At 62.7% G+C, this 19640-nt stretch carries 26 protein-coding genes and 1 tRNA gene; 13 read left to right on the top strand and 14 right to left on the bottom strand.

The window, feature by feature from the left end; all coding sequences use genetic code 11:
* The coding region (locus tag VGG89_05500) for a hypothetical protein (GenBank protein HEY1975973.1) at positions 1 to 433 on the top strand (433 nt) is incomplete at its 5' end.
* Positions 434 to 564: 131 nt separating this feature from the next.
* On the opposite strand, the gene VGG89_05505 is transcribed toward VGG89_05500, so the two are convergent.
* From VGG89_05505 to VGG89_05515, 3 genes are read right to left on the bottom strand one after another with little or no spacing between them, the layout of a single operon-like run.
* The gene (locus VGG89_05505; protein ID HEY1975974.1) at positions 565 to 1329 is read right to left on the bottom strand and encodes an AIM24 family protein; all 765 of its coding nucleotides are present in this window, start codon (positions 1327 to 1329) and stop codon (positions 565 to 567) included.
* Positions 1329 to 2543, bottom strand: coding sequence for an MFS transporter (locus VGG89_05510; GenBank protein ID HEY1975975.1), 1215 nt, complete (start codon positions 2541 to 2543; stop codon positions 1329 to 1331). Before VGG89_05510 ends, VGG89_05505 begins: the two co-directional genes overlap by 1 nt.
* A complete protein-coding gene (locus tag VGG89_05515) occupies positions 2540 to 3487 on the bottom strand; it encodes a trypsin-like peptidase domain-containing protein (protein HEY1975976.1) in 948 nt (315 codons plus the stop codon). Before VGG89_05515 ends, VGG89_05510 begins: the two co-directional genes overlap by 4 nt.
* A gap of 82 nt (positions 3488 to 3569) precedes the next feature.
* Between VGG89_05515 and VGG89_05520 the strand changes: the two genes are divergently transcribed.
* Positions 3570 to 4124 (top strand): Uma2 family endonuclease, encoded by a 555-nt coding sequence (locus tag VGG89_05520; protein HEY1975977.1) that lies wholly within the window; start codon positions 3570 to 3572, stop codon positions 4122 to 4124.
* A 53-nt stretch (positions 4125 to 4177) separates the two neighbouring features.
* Positions 4178 to 4264 (top strand) — tRNA-Leu (locus tag VGG89_05525).
* Between the two features lie 33 nt (positions 4265 to 4297).
* Here the strand turns inward: VGG89_05525 and VGG89_05530 are convergent.
* Complete coding sequence (locus VGG89_05530) at positions 4298 to 4900, bottom strand: short chain dehydrogenase (GenBank protein ID HEY1975978.1); 603 nt, start codon at positions 4898 to 4900, stop codon at positions 4298 to 4300.
* Positions 4901 to 4990: 90 nt separating this feature from the next.
* Between VGG89_05530 and VGG89_05535 the strand changes: the two genes are divergently transcribed.
* Together VGG89_05535 and VGG89_05540 are read left to right on the top strand one after the other, a co-directional pair.
* Positions 4991 to 7060 (top strand): M3 family metallopeptidase, encoded by a 2070-nt coding sequence (locus VGG89_05535; protein HEY1975979.1) that lies wholly within the window; start codon positions 4991 to 4993, stop codon positions 7058 to 7060.
* Between the two features lie 71 nt (positions 7061 to 7131).
* A complete protein-coding gene (locus tag VGG89_05540; protein HEY1975980.1) occupies positions 7132 to 7548 on the top strand; it encodes a hypothetical protein in 417 nt (138 codons plus the stop codon).
* On the opposite strand, the gene VGG89_05545 is transcribed toward VGG89_05540, so the two are convergent.
* Together VGG89_05545 and VGG89_05550 are read right to left on the bottom strand one after the other, a co-directional pair.
* Positions 7499 to 8095 carry a hypothetical protein gene (locus VGG89_05545; GenBank protein HEY1975981.1) on the bottom strand — a complete coding sequence of 199 codons (597 nt, stop codon included), beginning with the start codon at positions 8093 to 8095 and terminating at the stop codon, positions 7499 to 7501. The genes VGG89_05540 and VGG89_05545 overlap by 50 nt on opposite strands.
* Before the next feature lie 39 nt (positions 8096 to 8134).
* Positions 8135 to 8785 (bottom strand): hypothetical protein, encoded by a 651-nt coding sequence (locus VGG89_05550; GenBank protein ID HEY1975982.1) that lies wholly within the window; start codon positions 8783 to 8785, stop codon positions 8135 to 8137.
* Between the two features lie 97 nt (positions 8786 to 8882).
* Here VGG89_05550 and VGG89_05555 point away from each other — a divergent pair, with 97 nt between their 5' ends.
* A complete protein-coding gene (locus VGG89_05555) occupies positions 8883 to 9266 on the top strand; it encodes a hypothetical protein (GenBank protein ID HEY1975983.1) in 384 nt (127 codons plus the stop codon).
* Positions 9267 to 9273: 7 nt separating this feature from the next.
* Here the strand turns inward: VGG89_05555 and VGG89_05560 are convergent, their stop codons facing one another.
* The 5 genes from VGG89_05560 to VGG89_05580 all read right to left on the bottom strand — a co-directional run bounded on the left by VGG89_05560 (position 9274) and on the right by VGG89_05580 (position 12583).
* Positions 9274 to 10524 (bottom strand): M56 family metallopeptidase, encoded by a 1251-nt coding sequence (locus VGG89_05560; GenBank protein ID HEY1975984.1) that lies wholly within the window; start codon positions 10522 to 10524, stop codon positions 9274 to 9276.
* Positions 10521 to 10907, bottom strand: coding sequence for a BlaI/MecI/CopY family transcriptional regulator (locus VGG89_05565; protein HEY1975985.1), 387 nt, complete (start codon positions 10905 to 10907; stop codon positions 10521 to 10523). Before VGG89_05565 ends, VGG89_05560 begins: the two co-directional genes overlap by 4 nt.
* A 74-nt stretch (positions 10908 to 10981) precedes the next feature.
* Positions 10982 to 11533, bottom strand: a complete 552-nt coding sequence (locus VGG89_05570) for a GNAT family N-acetyltransferase (GenBank protein ID HEY1975986.1) — start codon at positions 11531 to 11533, stop codon at positions 10982 to 10984.
* Positions 11526 to 11963: a VOC family protein gene (locus VGG89_05575; GenBank protein HEY1975987.1), complete on the bottom strand. Its 438-nt coding sequence runs from the start codon at positions 11961 to 11963 to the stop codon at positions 11526 to 11528. Before VGG89_05575 ends, VGG89_05570 begins: the two co-directional genes overlap by 8 nt.
* Positions 11942 to 12583, bottom strand: coding sequence for a hypothetical protein (locus tag VGG89_05580; GenBank protein ID HEY1975988.1), 642 nt, complete (start codon positions 12581 to 12583; stop codon positions 11942 to 11944). Before VGG89_05580 ends, VGG89_05575 begins: the two co-directional genes overlap by 22 nt.
* Positions 12584 to 12699: 116 nt before the next feature.
* Between VGG89_05580 and VGG89_05585 the strand changes: the two genes are divergently transcribed.
* Together VGG89_05585 and VGG89_05590 are read left to right on the top strand one after the other, a co-directional pair.
* Positions 12700 to 12981, top strand: coding sequence for a hypothetical protein (locus tag VGG89_05585; protein HEY1975989.1), 282 nt, complete (start codon positions 12700 to 12702; stop codon positions 12979 to 12981).
* Positions 12982 to 13035: 54 nt separating this feature from the next.
* Positions 13036 to 13218 (top strand): hypothetical protein, encoded by a 183-nt coding sequence (locus tag VGG89_05590; protein HEY1975990.1) that lies wholly within the window; start codon positions 13036 to 13038, stop codon positions 13216 to 13218.
* A 2-nt stretch (positions 13219 to 13220) separates the two neighbouring features.
* Here the strand turns inward: VGG89_05590 and VGG89_05595 are convergent, their stop codons facing one another.
* On the bottom strand, positions 13221 to 13343 hold the full coding sequence (locus VGG89_05595; GenBank protein HEY1975991.1) for a DUF2283 domain-containing protein: 123 nt from the start codon (positions 13341 to 13343) through the stop codon (positions 13221 to 13223).
* Positions 13344 to 13393: 50 nt separating this feature from the next.
* Between VGG89_05595 and VGG89_05600 the strand changes: the two genes are divergently transcribed.
* Genes VGG89_05600 through VGG89_05610 form a run of 3 tightly spaced genes read left to right on the top strand, consistent with a single transcriptional unit; the run spans position 13394 to position 15578 of the window.
* Positions 13394 to 14134: an SDR family oxidoreductase gene (locus VGG89_05600; GenBank protein HEY1975992.1), complete on the top strand. Its 741-nt coding sequence runs from the start codon at positions 13394 to 13396 to the stop codon at positions 14132 to 14134.
* Complete coding sequence (locus VGG89_05605) at positions 14131 to 14733, top strand: GNAT family N-acetyltransferase (GenBank protein HEY1975993.1); 603 nt, start codon at positions 14131 to 14133, stop codon at positions 14731 to 14733. Before VGG89_05600 ends, VGG89_05605 begins: the two co-directional genes overlap by 4 nt.
* Positions 14730 to 15578 carry an arginine deiminase-related protein gene (locus tag VGG89_05610; GenBank protein HEY1975994.1) on the top strand — a complete coding sequence of 283 codons (849 nt, stop codon included), beginning with the start codon at positions 14730 to 14732 and terminating at the stop codon, positions 15576 to 15578. The genes VGG89_05605 and VGG89_05610 overlap by 4 nt, the downstream gene beginning before the upstream one ends.
* A 14-nt stretch (positions 15579 to 15592) precedes the next feature.
* Here VGG89_05610 and VGG89_05615 read toward each other — a convergent pair whose 3' ends face one another.
* Together VGG89_05615 and VGG89_05620 are read right to left on the bottom strand one after the other, a co-directional pair.
* Positions 15593 to 16372 carry an arginine deiminase family protein gene (locus tag VGG89_05615; protein ID HEY1975995.1) on the bottom strand — a complete coding sequence of 260 codons (780 nt, stop codon included), beginning with the start codon at positions 16370 to 16372 and terminating at the stop codon, positions 15593 to 15595.
* On the bottom strand, positions 16369 to 17583 hold the full coding sequence (locus tag VGG89_05620) for an MFS transporter (GenBank protein HEY1975996.1): 1215 nt from the start codon (positions 17581 to 17583) through the stop codon (positions 16369 to 16371). Before VGG89_05620 ends, VGG89_05615 begins: the two co-directional genes overlap by 4 nt.
* Positions 17584 to 17641: 58 nt before the next feature.
* Between VGG89_05620 and VGG89_05625 the strand changes: the two genes are divergently transcribed.
* Together VGG89_05625 and VGG89_05630 are read left to right on the top strand one after the other, a co-directional pair.
* On the top strand, positions 17642 to 18478 hold the full coding sequence (locus tag VGG89_05625; protein HEY1975997.1) for a YegS/Rv2252/BmrU family lipid kinase: 837 nt from the start codon (positions 17642 to 17644) through the stop codon (positions 18476 to 18478).
* Positions 18479 to 18480: 2 nt separating this feature from the next.
* Complete coding sequence (locus VGG89_05630; protein ID HEY1975998.1) at positions 18481 to 19455, top strand: aldo/keto reductase family protein; 975 nt, start codon at positions 18481 to 18483, stop codon at positions 19453 to 19455.
* Positions 19456 to 19640 lie beyond the last annotated feature (185 nt).

Below are 19640 nucleotides of genomic sequence, written 5' to 3' on the forward strand. Positions count from 1 at the left end.
AAAGGTCGCGATCGCGCGCGTCGTCATCCGCACGAAGGAAACGATCGCCGCGGTGAAACCGAGCGGTAAAGCACTCGTCCTCGAACTGATGCACTGGGCCGAAGAACTGGTCGAGCAAGGCGATCTGGATTTTCCGGGCGACGTCAAGTTGCCCGAGCCCGAGATGAAGATGGCCAAGATGCTCATCGATTCGATGACGGTTGACGAATTCGAGCCCGATAAGTTCACGAACCGCTATCACGACGAAATGCTCGCGATGATCGAAGCGCGCGCCGCCGGCAAAGAGCTGCCCGAACCCAAGAAGGTCTCGAAGCCGTCGAAGGTCGTCAACCTCATGGACGTGCTCGCGCAATCGCTGGAAGAAAGCAAGAAGCGCCGCACCGCGTCTCAAGACAAACCGGCCCCGAAGCGCAAGAAAAAGACTGCAGCTTAGCGCAACGGTTGTCATCCTGAGCGTAGGCGCGAAGCGCCGAAGTCGAAGGGCAGGCGAATCACAACATGCGCCTGCCCTTCGACTTCGCTCGGCGCATTGCGCCTCGCTACGCTCAGGATGACAGTCCCGAGCTAGTTTCCGAACATATCCTTTAAGACGGCGCCGGCGATGCCGCCCGCAACTCCGGCTTGCGTGGTCTGCACCGCAGTTTCTTTGCCCATGTACGGCAGCAGGGCGTGGGCGAGATTCGGAAGCGTGAGCGTTTGGAGCCACACTTTTCCGGGACCGGTCAGATGCGCGATAAAGAGTCCGTCGCCTCCGAAGAGGGCGTTGGTGATGCCGCGCATCATGCGAATGTCGAAGTTGACGGAGTCTTGGAACATGCCGATGTGGCCGGGATGAACTTGAATCGACTCACCCGGCTGCAAATCGTAAATGACGACTTCACCGCCGAGCTCGACCCAAGCCGAACTCGTGCCGGCAAGCTTCTGCATGATGAATCCGTTGCCGCCGAAGATTCCGGCGCCGAGCGACTGCTGGAAACCGATCGAGAGTTCGAGGCCGTGCGTCGCGCAGAGAAATCCATGCCGGTGAATCATGAAACCGTGGCCGGGCTGCACGTCGACTTGCACGATTTGACCGGGTACTTTTGCGGCGAACGCGATCAAACCGTTTCCGGCAGGCGCGGTGTACTCGGTCATGAAGAGGCCGCCGCCGGAAAGCGCGCGTCCCAACACGCCAAAAATACCTTTTGCGCCCGCGGTCATGGTGGTGGTCTTGAGTTGGACGTTCTCGGTCATCCACGAAAATTCGCCGGGCTCGGCGACGATCGTATCACCGGGCTCGAGCCCGATCTCGAGAACGGGGAGGGTGGTTCCCGTGATCTTGCTTTTCATTATTCAAGCGCCTCCTTGAGTGGGGACGAAGCCTGTTCGCCGCGTCCGCTGACAATACCCATGGCAAGCGCGATCGCCGCAAACCCCAGCGATTCGATACTCGCGAAGCGCGCTCCGTAGGTAGCAAGCAAGCCGGTCGAAACCGGGGGCGCGACGATTCCCGAGAGCGAGTCGAGCGACGAACTCGTCCCCAGCACGGTGCCTTGTTCGCGATCCGAGGCGGCATTGCTGATGAGCGCCGTGATGCCGGTGTTCGTGAACGCCATCCCGATGGAAAACAGCACCATCGTTATCAGCATGGTTGCGAGCGTGTGAACGAACGGGACGCCGGCAAACGATCCAACGAGCGCTGCCAACCCGACGTTCGACATTGTCCGGTCGCCCAGCCGCGCCGACGCGCGACCGACGACGAAGCCGTTCATGGCGACGTTGAACACGGCAAACGCGGAGAACAGATAATCCGTTTCCGTGAGCCCGTATCCGAGTTGCCGTTGCAAGAACAGCGCGAAGGCCGCGAACCATCCGTACTGACCCATCGAGATCGCCAGCTTCTGCCAGAGGAGGCGTCCCAAGCGCGGCCGGCCGAACGAGGCCAAGATCTCGCGCAAGCCGACGCCTTTCGATTCGGCCTCCTCGTCTTTGGTGCGCGACTCCGGCAGCATGACGATGGTGAGCACGAGCGTTACGCACTGCAGGCCGGCTGCGGCTAAGAACGGGACCGCGAATCCGAAATGCGCGAACAGAACGCCGCCCGCGAACGGACCGAAGACCATGCCGGCGGCGAACATCGCCATGATGAGACCGAACGCGCGCGAGCGGTCTTTGGCTTCGACGAGATCCGCGACGTATGCTTGCGTGATGCTGATGTTTCCGCCGGAGACGCCTTCGACGACGCGCGCGACGAAAACGACGCCCATGACCGGTAAGCCGAGACTAACGGCGATGTTCGGAGCGACGCCGAGCATCGCCCAGCCGATCGTAGCGCCGATCTGACTGATGATCAGCACCCGCTTGCGACCGAGGCGGTCGGAGATGTTGCCCCACATCGGCGCCGAGACGAGCTGGCAGAACGAAAAGGTCGCGAACAGCACGCCGACGACGAACGCCGACGCGCCGAAGTGCGTCACGAAGTACGGCAGCATCGGAATCAGCATGCTGAATCCGAGGATGTCGATGAACGTAACGCCGAGGATCGGTAAAAGCTTGCGAATCATTCTGGCGACTCTACCGCCAAGATTATCGGTGAGAGTCGCTCGCTCTTGCGAAGGAGGTCGAGTTTGTAGGGGCGGCTCAAATCAATGGTGGTCATGAGCCGGTGCAGCGCGTCGAGTCCAGTCAAGCGCTGGCCCTCTAGCGCAACGAGGACGTCGCCCGCTTGCAGGCGCGCGATATTCGCTGGGCTTCCCGGTTCGACCGAATCGATGAGGATCGCGCGCCGGTCGTCGAGTCCGAAACGCCGCGCGGCGGCCGGCGCCAGCACGACGTCCTGCGCCGCGATTCCAAGGTAGCCGCGGCGCACCTTACCGTCGCGGATCAGCAGCGCGGCAACGTGCTTAGCGGTGTTGATGCCGATCGCAAAGCACAAACCTTGTCCGGGCAGCACGGCGGTGTTCACGCCGATAACGCTTCCGTCGCTCGAGACGAGCGGTCCGCCGGAGTTGCCGGGATTGAGCGCCGCGTCGGTTTGAACGATGTTGTCCATCATGCGGCCGGACTGCGAGCGCAGGCTGCGTCCGAGTGCGCTGACGACGCCGGCCGTTACCGTATAGGCAAGTCCGAACGGGTTGCCGACGGCAACGACGAGTTGGCCCGGTCGCAGCGCCGATGAATCGCCGAGCGTCGCGTGCGCGAGTTCGGGCGCGTCGATGCGCAGCACGGCCAAGTCGGAGTGGAGGTCGTCGCCGATGAGCCGCGCCGGCAGCTCGCGCCCGTCGAGCAGCGCAACAGTGACGTGGTCGGCGTCGTGCACGACGTGGCTGTTGGTCAGCACGAAACCGTCGGGAGTAAAGATGAAGCCCGAACCGTTTCCGCCGTGCCGGCCGCTGCGGGCTTCGATACAGACGACCGCCGGACTGACGCGCTCGGCCGCCGCGGTAACAGCCTCCGAGTACGGATCGAGCAGAGTAGGCGCTTCCGCGCCGACGAGGGTGAGGGGCATCGTAGTCTCTGCAAACCTGCCCCCCGGGCGGAGGTTTCGCCCTTGCCGCCGGCCGCCGTTCGCGTGATACGATACCGGAGCCATGGCACGTACGGCACTGCTGACCTACGCCGACCTCGAGCGGTTCCCGGAAGACCACGTACGGCGGGAGCTCATCGAAGGAGAGCTGCTCGTGTCGCCCAGCGCCGTCCCCGCGCACCAGTTCGTCGTCGGAGAGATCTTCGTGCGCCTTCATGAGTACGCTGCTCGGCACGGCGCGGTCGCGTTCTGCGCGGAGGTGGACGTCGTCTTCGGCGACCGCGACGTGACGGCGCCGGATCTCACCTACATCGGATCCGAGCGCCGCGAGATTATCGGCGAGAAGGCGATTCTCGGCGCCCCGTCATTACTGGTCGAGGTAATCTCGCCGTCGAGCGCGAGCGCCGACCGCGTTCGCAAGCGTGCGCTCTACGCGCGCTACGGCGTCTGCGAATATTGGATCGTCGACATCGCGCGCAAGACGATCGAGCGCTGCGCGCGCCCGGTGGGGGAATCGTATGAAGAGGTGCAGGCGTTTAACGGCGGCTCGATGCCGTCGGCCACGCTCGAAGGTCTGAGTCTCGACCTCGACGCCGTCTTCGCATGGCCGCCGAAGTAGCGCCCGAGGCAGGGCCGGCGCCCGCCGACGCGAATCGGGTGCGGTCGCGCCGTGCCCAGATGGCGGAATTGGTAGACGCGCTGGTTTCAGGTATCAGTGGTGGCAACATCGTGGGGGTTCGAGTCCCTTTCTGGGCACCAAAAACAACAAGCACTCGTGTGGTGCTTTTTAAACTACTCTTCGACGGAATAGACCTGTCCCGTTTGAGCGCCTTCGACGCTTTTTGCAAACGCGAGGCCTACGCGCTTTCCCGAAACGCCTTCGCTGCCGGGAAAGTACGGCCCATACGCCGCCATGGATTCTCGAAGCACGGTTGGACTGACGGCGTTGATCCGCATTCCCGGTGGAAACTCGAGCGCGGCCGCGCGTACAAAGCTTTCGAGCGCCCCATTCACGAGCGAAGCGCTGGCGCCGTAGCGGATCGGATCCCGGCTCAGCGTCCCGGCAACGAGCGTTACCGACCCTCCGGCGTTCAAGTGTTTTGCCGCTTCGAGCGCTAGATGCACCTGTCCCATGAGTTTGTCGGCGACTCCGATTCCAAGTTGCTCGGGCGTCATGTCGAGTAGCGGTCCGAAATGCACGTTACCCGCCGCGCTGACGACTGCGTCGATCTTGCCGACCTTTTCGAACAGGCTGCGAATACTGCCAAGATCGGCGAGATCCACCTGATGGTCGCCGTGCGACCTGCCCGCGGTGACGATTTCGTGACGCTGCTTCAGCTCGTCGACGACGGCTTTACCGATGGTGCCCTTGGCTCCGATTACGAGAATTTTCATGCCCTCGTCAACCGGTGGCGACCCCCGCCGGTTGCGCCCTCAAGCTGCCTCGCAAGTACCTTCGAGCGGCGTGGTGAATGAGCGGTCCCTATGCATAGAGTCGTTCACGTCGTTTGTGCGCTGCTGACAGCGCTGCTTCTTCCCTTGCCCGTCGCGGCAGCCGATGCCGCACCGCTTCAGCCGGCACACCCTACTGCCATCGATTGGAACCTTACGCCCGAGCAGATCGCGTCGAGCTGCACGGCGCAGATTGCGGCGTTCGACGCGGCCGTCAAGCGGATTATGGCAGTCCGCGGGCAGCGCACGTTTGCGAATATGCTGCTTCCGCTCGAAAACGCGGAAGCCGATTTTAGCGACCGCCTGGTCGCCCAAGGCTTTCTCTTCAATATGGCGATCGACAAGCCCGTACGCGACGCTTCGGATCGCTGCAACATCGCTCAGAGCAATTACTTTGCGGCGTTTGGTGCGCGGCCGGACGTCTATCGCGCGCTGGTTGACGTCCAGCGCAGCGGCACCGCGCGCACCGATGCCGACAAAAAACTTCTGGAGTACTATCTCGTGAGCGCGCGCCAGTCCGGCGCCGGGCTCTCGGCGCAGAAGCGTCAATCGTTCGTCGCGCTCTCCAATGAATTGACCGCCCTCAGCAGCAAGTGGAGCGAAACGCTCAACAACGAGGCCACCACCGTGAACGTCACCGCCGACCAAGCGCAGAGCTTGCCGGCGGGATTCGTAAAGACCCTAACCCACAACCCTGACGGTACCTACACCGTTAAGGTGAACGAAAGCACGGTCACCCCGTTTTTGCAAAACGAACGCGACGCGGTCGCACGGAAGACCTATTACCTCGCATACAACAATCGCGCCGCGTCCAACGTCACCGTGCTCGAAAACGCCATCAGCGTGCGAGATCGGTTGGCAAAGTTGCTCGAATACGACTCGTGGGCGGCGTATCGGCTAGCCGACCGGATGGCAAAGACACCCGATCGCGTGTTGACGTTCGAACGTTCGCTGGACGAAAAGCTCATGCCGCAAGCCAAGCGCGACATCGCGGGATTGGCGCAGCTCAAAGCGCAGGACACCGGCGACCCCAATGCCACGATCGACCCGTGGGACGTCTCGTACTACTACAACCAGCTGGTCAAGACGAAGTACTCGGTCGACAACGAGGAAATCCGGCAATACTTCCCGGTGGACGTCGTCATCGACCGCATCATGAATCTGTATCACAAGATTCTCGGCGTGACGTTCGTGAAAGTTCCCGATCCTAAGGCTTGGGCTCCCGACGTCATCAGCTACAACGTCTTCGATACCAAGAGCGGCAAGTTCATCGGCACCACCTTCTTCGATCTCTATCCGCGGCCCGGAAAGTTCACGCACTTTGCGAACTGGCCGCTGCTGCCCGCGCGTGAACTGTCCGACGGATCGTACCGGCCGCCGGTCACGGCGATCTTAGGCAACTGGCCGCGCCCGGCTCCGGGTTCGCCCGCATTGCTTTCGCATCAAGACGTGATCACGTTCTTCCACGAGTTCGGGCACAACTTAGCCGCGCTGCTCGGAACCGCGCCGTATGAAACACTCAGCGGCGGATTCCGTCAGGATTTCGTCGAGGCGCCTTCGCAGATGCTCGAAAACTTCATGTGGGAGCCGTCGATTCTCAAGGAAATCAGTTCCAACGTTACGACCGGCGCGCCGCTGCGCGACGATCTGATCGCGAAAATGATCGCGGCACGTTACGTCGACGAAGCGTACTTCACGACCGGCCAGATCAAACTCGGAATGGTCGACATGGCGTATCACTCGAGCGGGCCGAGGGTCGATACCACGGCGATCTGGGCCCAGATCTCTTCGGAGTACACGCCGCTCGCCATGGTTGCGGGAACGCATCCGCAAGCAGCCTTCGGGCATCTCTTCGGGTACGATGCGGGTTACTACAGCTATTTGTGGGCCCTCGTGTACGCACAAGACATGTTCACCGCGTTCAAAAACGGCGGATTGGAAAACCCGGCCGTCGGCGAACGATACCGTAAGACGATCTTGGAGCCGGCGCGTACGTACGAACCCGACGTCGAGGTCCGCAACTTCCTAGGACGGCCGATGAGTTCGGACGCGTTCTACAAGCAGTTTGAGACGGTTCCGGAGCCTACGCCCACGCCGCATTGACACCCGAGATTTCCGGATGCTCGTCGAAATCGGGGCCTCCCGTTCGACGTAGCTGGTGAAAGGGAATTACCATGAACGTCATTACCGTCATCGTCCGCGTCCTCGTCGGCCTGATCTTCGTCGTCGCCGGCGTATTCGCGTTCGTCTTTACCAATCCGCCGCCGCTCCCGGGTATGGCCGGCGCGTTTAACGACGCGTTCGTTCACTCGCACTGGTCGATGTTCGTCGGTGCGGCGCAATTCACGGCGGGCGTTCTCTTGCTCGCCAATCGCTATGTGACGATCGCCCTCATCATTTTGGCTGGATTTCTCTACAACAGCTTGGCTTTTCACGTCACGATGATGCCGGTCGGCCTCTTTTTTGCGATCCCCGTCATGGTGCTGTGGGCATTTCTCTGCTGGCGCAACCGAGCGTCGTTCGCGGCGCTGGCCGCCGGCGTCAATGTTTCGGGCGGTAGCGGAGGACTTTCGCCAGATCGATCCCGCTGACGACGTTGTCCGCGTGATAGGTTAAGCCCCACGAATCGATCGACGACAGATCCGGGAAGATGCACGCATCCAGATCGACGTCGGCGGCGCCTTCGAGCACCCAGGCGCCTTCGGCGACGCCCACGTCGTTGAACCTATCCGATCCGCCCACGTACGTGCAGTAGCACGAGGCCGGGTCGCCGGCGTTGCACGATTTCGGAACTTTAGGCGCTTTGTAATAGGCGAGCGCCGCTAACGTCGGCTTCGTTGCATACAACGTGCTCACCAGCACGTAGATGCGCGAGTTCTTCTTTGCGTACATACAGAACTGGGCGCTGCCGGCGAGCACGAGCTCTTGCTTCGAGGAAGAATCGTCCGTACCGGAGACCGGTATGCGCTTTTGCACCTGACCGCCGGTGGATCGGCAGTACTTGGCCGCAGCCGAGGCATCCGGTTGTTGTACGTGCTGTGACTGTTGCGCCATGCCGGCGTCGGGACCGGAAACGAGCGGGGCGCATCCGGCAATCAACGCGACCGCGAAAGCCGCTGCAACGAAACGTGTAATCATGTCACAGGTTTCGCGAGCGGCTTTGCGTTGCCCCCGCCGTTACGGTTTGACGGTCGGGTTCTTCTCGGCGAAGGCGCCGCTGGGATTGGGCTTGACCCAAACGATCAAATCCCAGATTCCCGGAAACTCAAACACCGTGGCGACGTCTTTTGCGTTGGGTACCTTTTTCATGGCAACTAACGTCGCCGCAGTCGGATGGCTCAAGTCACCACCGGCTTTGACGAACGCCGGATTCAACGCATAGTGATCGTACGTGAGCTTACCGGTTGCGGGGTCGCGCCCCACCCAGTGAATGTGACCGTCGAACTCGTACCAACGTCCGGGATCGACGCCCCACAGCACCGGCCGCTTGGGACTCGTAGTCGTCAGCACCGAGAAGTCCGCGCCGAGCAGCTGACCGTTCTTGTCGTACCACAACTGACTGGGATGCTTGGGATCGGTCGACGCCCACTTCAGGTTGGCGTAGCTGATCGCGCCGGTGTTGTCTTCGTTGGTGTACCGGAAGTAGCCGGCGCGCTCGGCGTCGGCCGCGGTCGCAAAGCGCCCCATGAGGTCGCTCTGAATCGCCACGACGAAGGCCTTCTCGGAGGGCGATAGCGCTCCGGCGGTCTTGGTGGGATTTTGGTCGGCCGGCGCCGCTGTAGACGTGATGACGACTGCTGCGAGCAGGGCATACACAATACGCTTCATGGCCACATTCTAGCGGTGGTGGGAGGCTCCGGCCATCAACGTACGCTCAAAGTCACGCGAGGACGGCTTTTGGACGGGTTCCGGCTAGACTGCCGGTATGCTGGCACCGATCCTAGCCTTTGCCATCACCGTCGGCGGCGACGGCCCGATGAGCGTGATTTGCGACATGGTCGAGCAGCCCGACGAACGTCACGACGTGACCATGAAGTTCGAGCTCGCCAACTACAGCGGCTTTGCAATCGATCGCGTGTGGATTCGCATCTACGAACCGGATTGGGAGGGCTTCGAGACCGATCCGCCGTCGATCGCGCAGCTCGACGGAGCGATTCCCGCGCACGGAACGGTCGTTCGGACCGATTCCGTTAAAGCGCCGCCGGGGTTTCGCATGTTGAAGTTTTCGTCGTTGACGTGCACCGTGCAAGCGGTGCGGTTTGCCGACGGCACGCAATGGCAGGCCGCCGGCAATCAGAATCCGCTATAATCGAACGCTATGGTGCGAAGCGAGCATAGAAGAGGTACGTGCCTTGCACCGCGACGCAGTTTACGATCTTAGGCGAGTACGTCGACTTTTCGGCGGCAGTTAGAACCGCCTTATCGATGGCAGCATTTCCGCTCGATTTATAGATCTTCGCACCGGCGACGCTGCCGCTCGGGGTAATCGTCACTCCGACTACCGCCGAAACCACGCGCGTTATTCTAAATGGAACCTGTGGGGCCGCCGGATTCACGGCGGCGGGGTCTGCGTTTGGTTTCGTGCACGCCGCCGCGACGACCGCTGCAGTCGATGACGTTTGCACCGGCGAGGCGTTTGCCGGCGTGGGAACGAGTGCTTGAAAGACGAGCGTGAGGGCAGCGAAGAGCATCGAGATACCTCCTACGGCAAGATAGTTAATACGTGCGTTGCCGGGCGAACCGTCGCTCATCAGGCGTTCGATCCGCGCGACCAGCGAGTTGCGCGTTCCGAACGCGCCGGGGGTGAGCAGCGGTGCGCTGCGTTCGGCGATGCGTCGTCCGAGTGTGGCCAGACAGAGCGCGTACTCGCGCGCTCCGCCGATCCGCAGTGCGGCGCGATCGTCGCACGCCGCCTCGCGTTCGGCCGAGAGCCGGCGTCCGGCGATCTGCACCCAGGGATTCCAGAAGAACACGGCTTCGACGATGCGCTGCAGCGCGTTGACGGCCACGTCGCAGCGCCGCACGTGTGCGAGCTCGTGCTCGATCGTGCACCGTACGCCGGCGGGATCGAGCGACTCGACGAGTTCAGCCGGCAGCAGAATGGCGGGCGACCACAGCCCGGTTGCAATCGGGATCGCGAGATCGCGCGAGCTCAACACCGGTACGCCGTCGACGGTCGAGTGCGGCGTTGCGCCGGCAACGAGCCGGACGATGCGAGAGAGACTGACGGCGAGGCGTCCCAAACCGATCGCCGCTCCCGCGAACCACAGCGCGACCACAATGCGCTCGAGATTCGGATTGGCCGCTTCGCTCGTCAAGGTTCCCGCGAGTGTCAGCGAATACGTACCGCGGCCCGACGCGCCGTGTGCGACGGCGGCCACGAGCTGCGAACCGAAATGCGTCCAAACGGTAAGCGCCGGAATCGTCACGAGCGCCGCGAGGGTGAGAAGCCACGCGGCATATCGCGTCGCCGCGTCGCGCATCGGCACGAGTCGCAGCAGCAGCGCGGTCAGCGCAACGGCGACGAGGCCTTGCCACAACGAGTTGACGAGGAACGTAACGATCATCGCGCTGCCTTTCGTTTGCGAGCGAGTGATTTTTGAATGCGCGCCAAGTCGTCGTGGCTGAGACGCGCTTCGTCGAGCAAGGTGACCGCGAGCTTTCCGGGCGAGTTTCCAAAAAAACGCTGCAGCAGTTGACGGACGGCCGAGTCGGCGGCTTGCGTTTGCGCGACCAGCGGACGATAGACGAACGCGCGACCGTCTTCTTCGTGGTCGACGTATCCCTTTTGCTCGAGGGTGCGCAACGTCGTGAGCACCGTGTTGTAAGCCAGCGGCGGCGAACCAACGCCGGCGGTGACTTCGGCCACCGTCGCCGTGCCGGTGTTCCACAGCACTTCCATCAGGCGAAGCTCGTGGTCGGTCAAGGTCGCGGAGCGCTTACGCGGCATCGATTGTTACAACTAGATTCATAGGTGTAGATGGTAGCCGGAAAGTTCGGGTTTGTCAACTAGATTCATAAGAGTTATGTCCGGTGCAGCGATTCCCAATCGGCGCGGCCGATGGCGTACACGTAAATCGGGATCCCCAGCGCGTTGACGTCGAGCCGCTTGATGCGTGTCATTCCGTTGCGCTCGGCGACGCGCATCGACGGCTCGTTCGCGAGCGCGATGAACGACACGACGCGATCGAGGTCTAACCGCTCGAACGCCCAGTCGCGGCACGCGCGCGCCGCTTCGGTCGCGTATCCCTTGCCCCAGGCCTCGGCAGCGAGCATATAGGCGACCTCCACGTCCTCGCGGCCGTCGACGTCGTTCCAGCGGAGAAGCCCGATCTGGCCGAGGTAGACACCGTCGGATTTGCGCTCGACGACGAGCACCGAGTAGCCGTTCTCGTCGTACGAGCGCAGAATGTTGCCGATCATGCGGGTGACGCGGTCGCGATCGTACACCGCCGGATAGTAGCGCATAACGCGCGGATCCCCGGTCAACCGGTACGCGTTTTCGAAATCGTCCTTGCGGTATCTGCGCAACCGCAGGCGTTCGGTCTCCAGTGCTTCGAGCACGGGTTTAGGCATGCGGCCGCGGTGCGCTTCGCAGCTCGATCGAGTTACCGCTCGGATCGCGTACGTAGAACGACGTGCGATCGCCTTCGACGCGCTCTTCGCCGATGTCGATGCCGTGCGACTGAAGGTGCGCGCGAAGCGCGCCGGCATCGTGGGACGCAACCGCCAGCGCGACGTGATCGACGTTGCGGCCACCGAGTATTTCCGGCCGCGCCCACGCGCCTTCGGACGCGGAGATGTCGACGAGGTCGAGATGCGACTCGCCCGCGCAAAGCTCGATCATCGCGTACTGCGGCAATCGCGTTTCGACCGAACACCCCACGACCTTCTCGTAAAACGCCAGAGCCTTCTCGAGATCGGCGACGAGAAGCAAGACGTGATCGATCCCGCGGAGCTCGAGCGGCTTGACGGCAGTGCCTCCTATTCGTGCAGCACGAGCGATACGACGTCGGCGAAGCCGTGATTGTAACCGTCGGCGCCGGCGCGCGTCAGGACGATCTTAACGATTGCCGAGCGCGTACCTTTGGGCACAGTGCCGCCGGCCTGCTCGTTGAGCAGCGCGGTGTTGAGCAGCCGCTGCTGGGCGTTGACCGGCCCGATAGCGTCGCTTGCAAGCGTCTTGCCGGTTGCATCGAGGAAGCTCAGGTCGACCGCCGCGGAATCGTCGAGCGCGCCGAAGCCGCCGAGCTTTCCCGAAAGCTCGTACTTGACGTTCCCGCTATCGATCTGCGACGTAAACGGCGCGAGCGAAACGGCTTGCGTCGCCGTCGACAGCGCAGCGTTTCCCCCGGCGAAAAACTCGAGCTCGCCGTTCGTGCTTCCCGGCGTCGCGTTATCCGGAAACTCGCCCTTCGCGCCGTATTGCACGACGGAGAATTCGCCGGTCGTTTCCCAGCGGCTGGGTTTCACGACGCGCGACGCGTCGCTTGCGCCGAAGTTTGCCTCGGCATCGCCGTTGATCAGAAGGTTCGTTCCAAGCTGCGGCGCCGCCGAAGTTTGTGCGCCGGCTGAAGCGCTTAACGCAAACGTAACGGTACAGAGAATGAACGCGATTCTTTGCATGGTGGCGAAGATATGCGTGAGAGCGCCCGGTCGTCCTTTCCACTCTTAAGGGAGCATAAACGAAGCCTACGGCGACAACTATGGCGAGCGGGGCGCGAATTCGAGAAACTGCTTTCGTGAAGACCAAGGTTCAGCTCGTCGCCGCTTCGCTCGTACTTGCGTGTACCGCTCCGGCTTTGGCAGCGGTCGTCGATTCCAACATGATTCCCGACGGGCAATACGTCGTTAAAGTGGAGCGCGTTCAAGACGCACACCACGTGCTCGTTCTAATGAGCAACGGCGTCGAAACGGTGCTGGTGGCGCGCGGCGACGTCGACTTTTCGAAGCTCAAACCGAACGATAGCGTGCGAGTTGCGCTCGTCAAAGGGGTCGTGCCGGTCTTCGAGCCGCTTCAATAGCGGCATAGAACCAACGCGCGGCGAAGGCCGCGCGATGCGCTCGCGGTCGGCGCGATGCCGATCGCCGAAACCGACGCCGTCAACGCCACCGCGGTGGTGCGGTATTTTGGGGCCTCGAGCGAACACGGCGCCGGGGAAGCGCTGCTCAAAGACGCCGCGCTGCTGCAAAGCCTCGGCGTGCCCGCCGCCACGGCGCGCGCGCTCGTGAGCGACCTCACGCAGTTCAAAGCACCGTAGCGCTACTCCGCGGGAAGCGGCGGCAAGTTCTCGACGTCGGTGAACTCGGTCGCGTTTTCGAAGTCGATTCCTATGACCTTGCCGTTGGCATCGAAGTCGAAAATAACGCCGATCGGACGGTTCATTGTTATATGATTGGCAGCCATTCGAGTGCGTCCCGGCGAAAGCGCCACGCATGGTCGTCCTTTTAACCGGGGGTTCTCGCGGCATCGGTGCTTCGGCGGTGCGCGCGCTGCATCGCGACGGTGCCGAGGTGGCGTTCACCTACGCCAGCAATGCCGAATCGGCGATGGCGCTCGCCCGCGAGCTCGGCGATCGTGCGGTCGCGCTGCACTGCGATCTCGCCGACTACGACGCGCTGCCGGCGCTCGTCGAAGGGTGCGTCGATCGTTTCGGACGTATCGACGTGCTGATCAATAACGGCGCGATTTTCGAGGAAAATCCGTTCTTCGACACCGACTACGCGGCGTGGCGCCGCGGTTGGGACCGGACGTTTTCGATCAACCTCTTCGGCGGCGTTCATTTGACGTATCTCGTGCTGCAGCACATGCGCGCGCAGGGAGCGGGGAAAATCGTCAACGTCGCTTCGCGTTCGGCCCATCGCGGAGAGCTCTCGGTAGCGGACTACGGCGCCAGTAAAGCGGCTTTAGTCAATTTTACGAAGTCGATCGCGCGCTCGTGCGGACGCTACGGGATCAAGGCCCTCGCCATCGCGCCGGGCTTCATCGAGACGGATATGGCGGCGCCGGATCTTTCGAACTCAACGCGCCGGGCCGAACTCGAGGCCGAAGTTCCGCTGGGATATATCGGAAGCGCCGGGGAGGTGGGAGACATCATCGCGTTCTTTGCCTCGAGCAAAGGCGATTACGCGAGCGGCGCCACGATCGACCTCAACGGCGGAAGTTACGTGCGGTGAAAGACGGCTACACAGCGCTTCCGCCCGGCAAGATCGCCAACGTGGTGACCGACCTCGAAATGTTTGCGGCTCCGGCGCCGCGAGCGGAAAGAACCGCCACCGTGCTGACGTCCGTACGCTGGGAGCGTCCCCCGCTCGACGAGTACCGCGCGCTGTTTCGCCTCGTCGGCGCGCCGTATCTGTGGTTTTCGCGTCTCGAGCTCGACGACGGCGCGCTGGCAGCCATCATTCACGATCCCGACTGCGAGATTTACGTCGCGCGCGACGCGGGCGAAGTGGCCGGCTGGTTCGAGCTGGACTTTCACCAGCCGGGTGAGTGCGAGCTGCGCTTCTTCGGACTGGTTCCCGAAGCGATTGGAACGGGCGCCGGACGGTGGCTGATGAATCGTGTGATCGAGCGCGCCTGGGCGCGGCCGATCCGGCGTTTCTGGCTGCATACGTGCACGCTCGATCACCCCGACGCCGTCGATTTTTATCGCCGCTCGGGATTTACGCCGTTCAGACTGGAAATCGAAATCAGCGACGATCCGCGCCTCACCGGTTTGCTGCCGCGCGACGCCGCGCCGAACGTTCCAATTATCGAAAGAAAGGCCGTATGATCGATATCAGCCACCGCCGCGTGTTGATGTGCCCGCCGGACTACTTCACGGTGCGAGACGTCAAGAACCCGTTCATGGCATCCGGCGAGCCGGTCGATCGCGACCTTGCGAAGCGGCAATGGAGCGCGCTCGAGGACGCGTTTGCCACCGCCGGAGTGACGGTCGAAAGAATCGACGCCGCCGACGATCTGGAAGACATGACTTTCGCTGCTAACCAAGCGTTCGTCGGCGTCGACAGCAGCGGCACGCGCTTCTTCGTGCCCAGCGCGATGCGATATCCTTCGCGGGCGCGCGAAGTGCCCCACTACGTACAGTGGTTCAAACAGCACGGCTTTCGTTCGATCAATCTTCGCCTCGATTGCGAAGCGGGAGACTTTCTCGAGGGTGGCGGCGATCTTCTTTGGCATCCGAATCATCCGCACGTCTGGGCGGGCTACGGCTTTCGGTCATCGCAAGCCGGGGTGCGTAAGTTCGCCGAAGCGATGGAGCGCGAGGAAATCGGCGTAACGCCGCTCGAGCTGGTCGACGAAACGTTCTACCATCTGGATACGTGTTTTGCGCCGCTGAGCTCGCATGCCGCGTTGATATATGCGCCCGCGCTCTCGCCGGCGGCGATCGCGTCGCTGCGAGGCGTCTTCAAGCGGCTGCATGAGGTTTCGCAGGCGGACGCGATGCGCTTCGCTTGCAACGGCATTGCGGTAAACGGATATTTCATTGCGTCGCACGTCTCGGACGAGCTGTCGACGATCGCGCGCAGGGAAGGCCTCAAACCCCTGATCGTGGATACGTCGGAATTCGAAAAGGCGGGGGGCAGCGTCTTCTGTCTGAAAAACTTTTTGGACTAAAAACGTTGGGCTTTCTAAAAACGGATCGACAAGCAGCTTAAACCGCCGTCCATTTTTTGGTATTCCGATACGTCGAGGGTAACGACCCGCAGTCCGCGCTGTTCGATCGCCGATTGCAGTTGCGGAAATCCGGCCGGCAGCAGAACGACGTCGTTGACGCGCACGCAGTTGGCGGCATAGGCCTCGCCGGCAGAAGGAACGATGACGTCGGCACGGTCGAGCGGCACCCGCGAGCGCAGCGCTTCGTCGACCACGTAGATTCCGTCGCCAAGGTACGACATGCCGCTCTTGAGGTGCAGAATGAAGTCGAGGTCGCGAATATCCACGCAGATCGTCTCGAGGCCCGATTCGCTTAGCCACCTCGCGAGCTGTTCGGCACCGTTGCCATTCGTGCGATGCGAGATGCCGACAAAAGCGCGGTCGTCGCTTTCGCAGACGTCGCCGCCGTCGACCGTTCCCGGCGGTACGATCGAAGCGATGCCGTCGAAACGTCCGGCGAGCGCCGCCCGAATGACGGTCGTTTCACCGGCGCGGCTTTGCGCGCCCGGACGCGTGACGATCGCGCGGCCGTGCGCGACGATCGCCGTATCTTCCACGAACGTCGAATCGGGAAATGCGTCGTCGGCATCGAGCACGGTCACGTCGACGCCGGCGTCGCGCAGAGCCGCGCAGTAGGCGCGATGCTGCGCCAGCGTCGTCGCGAGATCGGGGGCACCGAGCGTCGCAGAGGTCAGGCCCTGTGCAAACGACGTTCCGGGCGTGCGCGCGAGCGCGCGCGAGAAACGGTAGCTCACGACGATTTCACCGTCGAAGCGAAGCGCGCCATGAAGGCCGCCGCCATCAGCGCGGGCGGAATTCCGGCGAGCTGCAGTATGCCCAGACCGCGCCACGCGAACGGAAAGCCGTAGACTTCGGCTATCGCTCCGAAGAGCGTCGGCGCGACGAACGCCGCGAAGAAGACCCACGTCAGCGCGACGCCGAGCGCGCTGCCGCAATGCTCCTCGCCGCCGATTTCCGCGAATCCGAGCACTGCGACGCCGAACCATCCTTCGGCGGCGAATCCGAGCGCCGCGCAGACGACCCCGATCAGCCAAAGCGGCGTCGACGGCGTCATGAAAGAGAACAGTATCGCGAGCACCGCGGTGACGACGCAGACGGTTGCCAGCGGCAGCGCGCGTTTGCCGCCGAAAATTCTATCGCTCGACCATCCCCAGAACACGCGTCCGCCGATCGCCGCAAGCTGCGAAATCGTGAACATGCCGATCGCTACCGCCAGTGGGGCATTCGCTTCGTGAACGATCGTGAGCGTGAGAAAGGCCATCACCGCAAGCTGCGAGCAGACGAGTACCATCGAAACGAGCGTCATCAGAATCAGGCGCGCGTCGCGCGCCATGACCACCATTTCGGCGAACATGTTGCGTGCGGAGACGGGCTCGCCTTCCAGCTCGACGGGCTCGCGATAGAGCAGCGAGGCGACGCCGCAGGCAACGATCGTCGCGATTCCGGCAGCTGCGAGCGTCCACTGATAATCGAAATGCAGCGCGATCGCCGGAAGCACGATCGATCCGATAACGCCGGCGATCGGAACGCCGCATTGGCGAATCCCCATGGCGAGCCCGCGCTCTTCCTTTTTGAAGAAGTAGACGATCGCGTGGCTTCCCGACGGCGTGACCGCCGCAAAACCAATCCCGTACATCAGCAGCCAGACGAGCAGCCAACCGAAGTCGTGTACGGCCGACGCCGCCAACAGCGCGACGCCCATGAAGAGACCGCTCCACAACACGACCGCTTTGTCGCCGAAGCGGTCGGTCAGCATTCCCGCGACCGCAGTCATGAGCAGCGAGCCCGCCATCTGCACCGAGAGCACGAGCCCGAGCTGAGTTTGGCCCAAGTGGAACGCGGTCTCGAAGAATGGCATGAGCGCTCCGGTCGCCATGACGAACAGCGATGCGCCGATCATCGCGCCGGTAAAGAGCGCGAGCACTTCGTAGCGCGATTCGGGCATCGGGTTGTGCGGTCGGACCATAAAGGGTTGTGCGCGCACCGCGCGGCAGGTACCTGCGATGCGCGCGCTGTTACTGCTCAATCCGCAATCGCGCCGGGGCCGTGAGATGGCGCCTGCGCTGCGCGCAGATTTGCGGAGCTGCGGTGTCGAGACGATCGACGGCGCAGTGGGCCAAAGCGCGAAAGTCGACTGCGTTATCTCGGCCGGCGGCGACGGAACGCTCACGCGTGCGATGGCGCGCGCGATCGAACTGAACGTTCCGATCGGTGTCGTGCCGTTGGGAACGTTCAACGATCTGGCGCGGACGCTGAAGATTCCGTTCGACGTCGCGGGGGCGTGCGCGACGATCCGCGCCGGTCACACGCGTACCATCGACGTCGCGCGCGTCAACGGCGTGTATTACGCCAGCGAGGCCAGCATCGGTGTCTCCAGCCGAATCGCTCGGCTCCAGACTCCGCAAGAAAAGCGGCGCTTCGGAACGCTGGCCGTCATTGCGACGGCGTTACAGGCGTTTCGTTACGTGCGGCCGATGAACGTGGCGCTTTCCTTCGACGGAAGGACCGAGCGCTTCAAGACCGTGCAGCTGACGGTAGCGAATAGCCACCGGTTCGGCGGCGTCTTTAGCGTGGCGGACGCCGCCATCGACGACGGATGGCTCGACGTCTATTCGATCGAGATCGACAACGCGCGCGAGGCGCTCTCGGTCGCGCGCGCGGTCTTGAGCGGACAATGGCAGGACGCTCCCGGATTGCGAACCTACCGTTCGACGGCGTTCCACGTGCACACGCGCCATCGTCACCACATCAGCGCCGACGGAGAACCCGCCGGCGAGACGCCCGCGACCTTCCAGGTTCTTCCCAAGGCGCTGCGCGTCTACGTTCCTTCGGAGCAATAACGATGCGATATCGATCTTTAGGACACTCCGGTCTCAAGCTGTCGACCATCGGGCTCGGCTCGTGGCTGACGTACGGAAACACGGTGGAGCGCGAAACCGCGCGCGCGTGCATTCTGCGCGCGTGGGAACTCGGCGTCAACTTTATCGACACGGCGAACGTCTACGCAAGCGGTGCCGCCGAGGAGACGCTCGGACCGATCGTCGCGGAGCTGGAACGCGGCGAGCTCGTCTTGGCGACGAAAGTGTACTTTTCGATCGGCGAGGGCGCCAATCAGCGCGGTCTGTCGCGTAAGCACATTCGCGACCAAATCGACCGCTCTCTCGCGCGCTTGCGAGTCGACTACGTGGATCTCTATCAATGTCACCGGTACGACGTGACGACGCCGCTCGAAGAGACGTGCGGGGCGATGAACGATTTGGTTAGGGCCGGGAAGATTCTCTATTGGGGTGTTTCGGAGTGGAACGCGGATCAAATCGCCGCGGCGGTAACGCTCTGTACCTCGCGCGGCTGGTCTGCGCCGATCGGCAATCAGCCGCAGTATAGCGCGCTGTGGCGGCGCATCGAAGAGCGCGTGTTGCCGGTGTGCCGCCGGTACGGCATCGGTAACGTCGTGTGGTCGCCGCTGGCGATGGGCATTCTCAGCGGGAAGTATACCGACGCGTCGCGGCCGCCGTCGGGATCGCGCGCGTCGAGCGCGTACAAGGAGATGATGGAGGATTACTTCACGCAGCCGGTGCTCGATGCGGTACGGTCGCTTGCGCCGTTGGCGGCGCGTGCCGGTTGTTCGCAAAGCCAGCTCGCGCTAGCGTGGTGTCTGCGTCAGCCCGAGGTAACCAGTGCGATCGTCGGTGCTACAAAGGTGGCGCAGGTCGAGGAAAACGTGGCGGCGGCGGACTTGGACGTGGATCCCGCAATCTTCGCGGAGATGGACCGTATCCTCGCGCCGGTAGTGCCGCACGAGCCGTATTTAGCTTAGTTCCAGCGAGTCGGGCCCCAGCCCGTGAATCCCGTGAGGCGAGGTGCGGCTTCTATCACGCGCGTGAAGGAGAGTACCGGGGCTTCTTCCTTCGAGGTTGCGACTTTTTTCCGAGGGGCGTTCATCTCAAGTGTCCTTCCGTACTCATCGTACACCCGCACCTACGGGAACTCGATGACGTTTGT

It is taken from the genome of Candidatus Baltobacteraceae bacterium (assembly GCA_036488875.1).
Taxonomy (GTDB): domain Bacteria; phylum Vulcanimicrobiota; class Vulcanimicrobiia; order Vulcanimicrobiales; family Vulcanimicrobiaceae; genus JAFAHZ01.

Excerpts from the sequence above, each read along its gene's own strand:
- VGG89_05520 (HEY1975977.1), top strand. The coding sequence starts at position 3,570 with ATGGCACGTACGGCACTGCTGACCTACGCCGACCTCGAGCGGTTCCCG.
- VGG89_05530 (HEY1975978.1), bottom strand. The coding sequence starts at position 4,900 with ATGAAAATTCTCGTAATCGGAGCCAAGGGCACCATCGGTAAAGCCGTC.
- VGG89_05625 (HEY1975997.1), top strand. The coding sequence starts at position 17,642 with ATGCGCGCGCTGTTACTGCTCAATCCGCAATCGCGCCGGGGCCGTGAG.
- VGG89_05515 (HEY1975976.1), bottom strand. The coding sequence starts at position 3,487 with ATGCCCCTCACCCTCGTCGGCGCGGAAGCGCCTACTCTGCTCGATCCG.
- VGG89_05600 (HEY1975992.1), top strand. The coding sequence starts at position 13,394 with ATGGTCGTCCTTTTAACCGGGGGTTCTCGCGGCATCGGTGCTTCGGCG.
- VGG89_05540 (HEY1975980.1), top strand. The coding sequence starts at position 7,132 with ATGAACGTCATTACCGTCATCGTCCGCGTCCTCGTCGGCCTGATCTTC.
- VGG89_05565 (HEY1975985.1), bottom strand. The coding sequence starts at position 10,907 with ATGCCGCGTAAGCGCTCCGCGACCTTGACCGACCACGAGCTTCGCCTG.
- VGG89_05595 (HEY1975991.1), bottom strand. The coding sequence starts at position 13,343 with ATGAACCGTCCGATCGGCGTTATTTTCGACTTCGATGCCAACGGCAAG.
- VGG89_05560 (HEY1975984.1), bottom strand. The coding sequence starts at position 10,524 with ATGATCGTTACGTTCCTCGTCAACTCGTTGTGGCAAGGCCTCGTCGCC.
- VGG89_05570 (HEY1975986.1), bottom strand. The coding sequence starts at position 11,533 with ATGCCTAAACCCGTGCTCGAAGCACTGGAGACCGAACGCCTGCGGTTG.
- VGG89_05505 (HEY1975974.1), bottom strand. The coding sequence starts at position 1,329 with ATGAAAAGCAAGATCACGGGAACCACCCTCCCCGTTCTCGAGATCGGG.
- VGG89_05610 (HEY1975994.1), top strand. The coding sequence starts at position 14,730 with ATGATCGATATCAGCCACCGCCGCGTGTTGATGTGCCCGCCGGACTAC.
- VGG89_05630 (HEY1975998.1), top strand. The coding sequence starts at position 18,481 with ATGCGATATCGATCTTTAGGACACTCCGGTCTCAAGCTGTCGACCATC.
- VGG89_05580 (HEY1975988.1), bottom strand. The coding sequence starts at position 12,583 with ATGCAAAGAATCGCGTTCATTCTCTGTACCGTTACGTTTGCGTTAAGC.
- VGG89_05590 (HEY1975990.1), top strand. The coding sequence starts at position 13,036 with ATGCCGATCGCCGAAACCGACGCCGTCAACGCCACCGCGGTGGTGCGG.
- VGG89_05510 (HEY1975975.1), bottom strand. The coding sequence starts at position 2,543 with ATGATTCGCAAGCTTTTACCGATCCTCGGCGTTACGTTCATCGACATC.
- VGG89_05555 (HEY1975983.1), top strand. The coding sequence starts at position 8,883 with ATGCTGGCACCGATCCTAGCCTTTGCCATCACCGTCGGCGGCGACGGC.
- VGG89_05535 (HEY1975979.1), top strand. The coding sequence starts at position 4,991 with ATGCATAGAGTCGTTCACGTCGTTTGTGCGCTGCTGACAGCGCTGCTT.
- VGG89_05550 (HEY1975982.1), bottom strand. The coding sequence starts at position 8,785 with ATGAAGCGTATTGTGTATGCCCTGCTCGCAGCAGTCGTCATCACGTCT.
- VGG89_05620 (HEY1975996.1), bottom strand. The coding sequence starts at position 17,583 with ATGCCCGAATCGCGCTACGAAGTGCTCGCGCTCTTTACCGGCGCGATG.
- VGG89_05545 (HEY1975981.1), bottom strand. The coding sequence starts at position 8,095 with ATGATTACACGTTTCGTTGCAGCGGCTTTCGCGGTCGCGTTGATTGCC.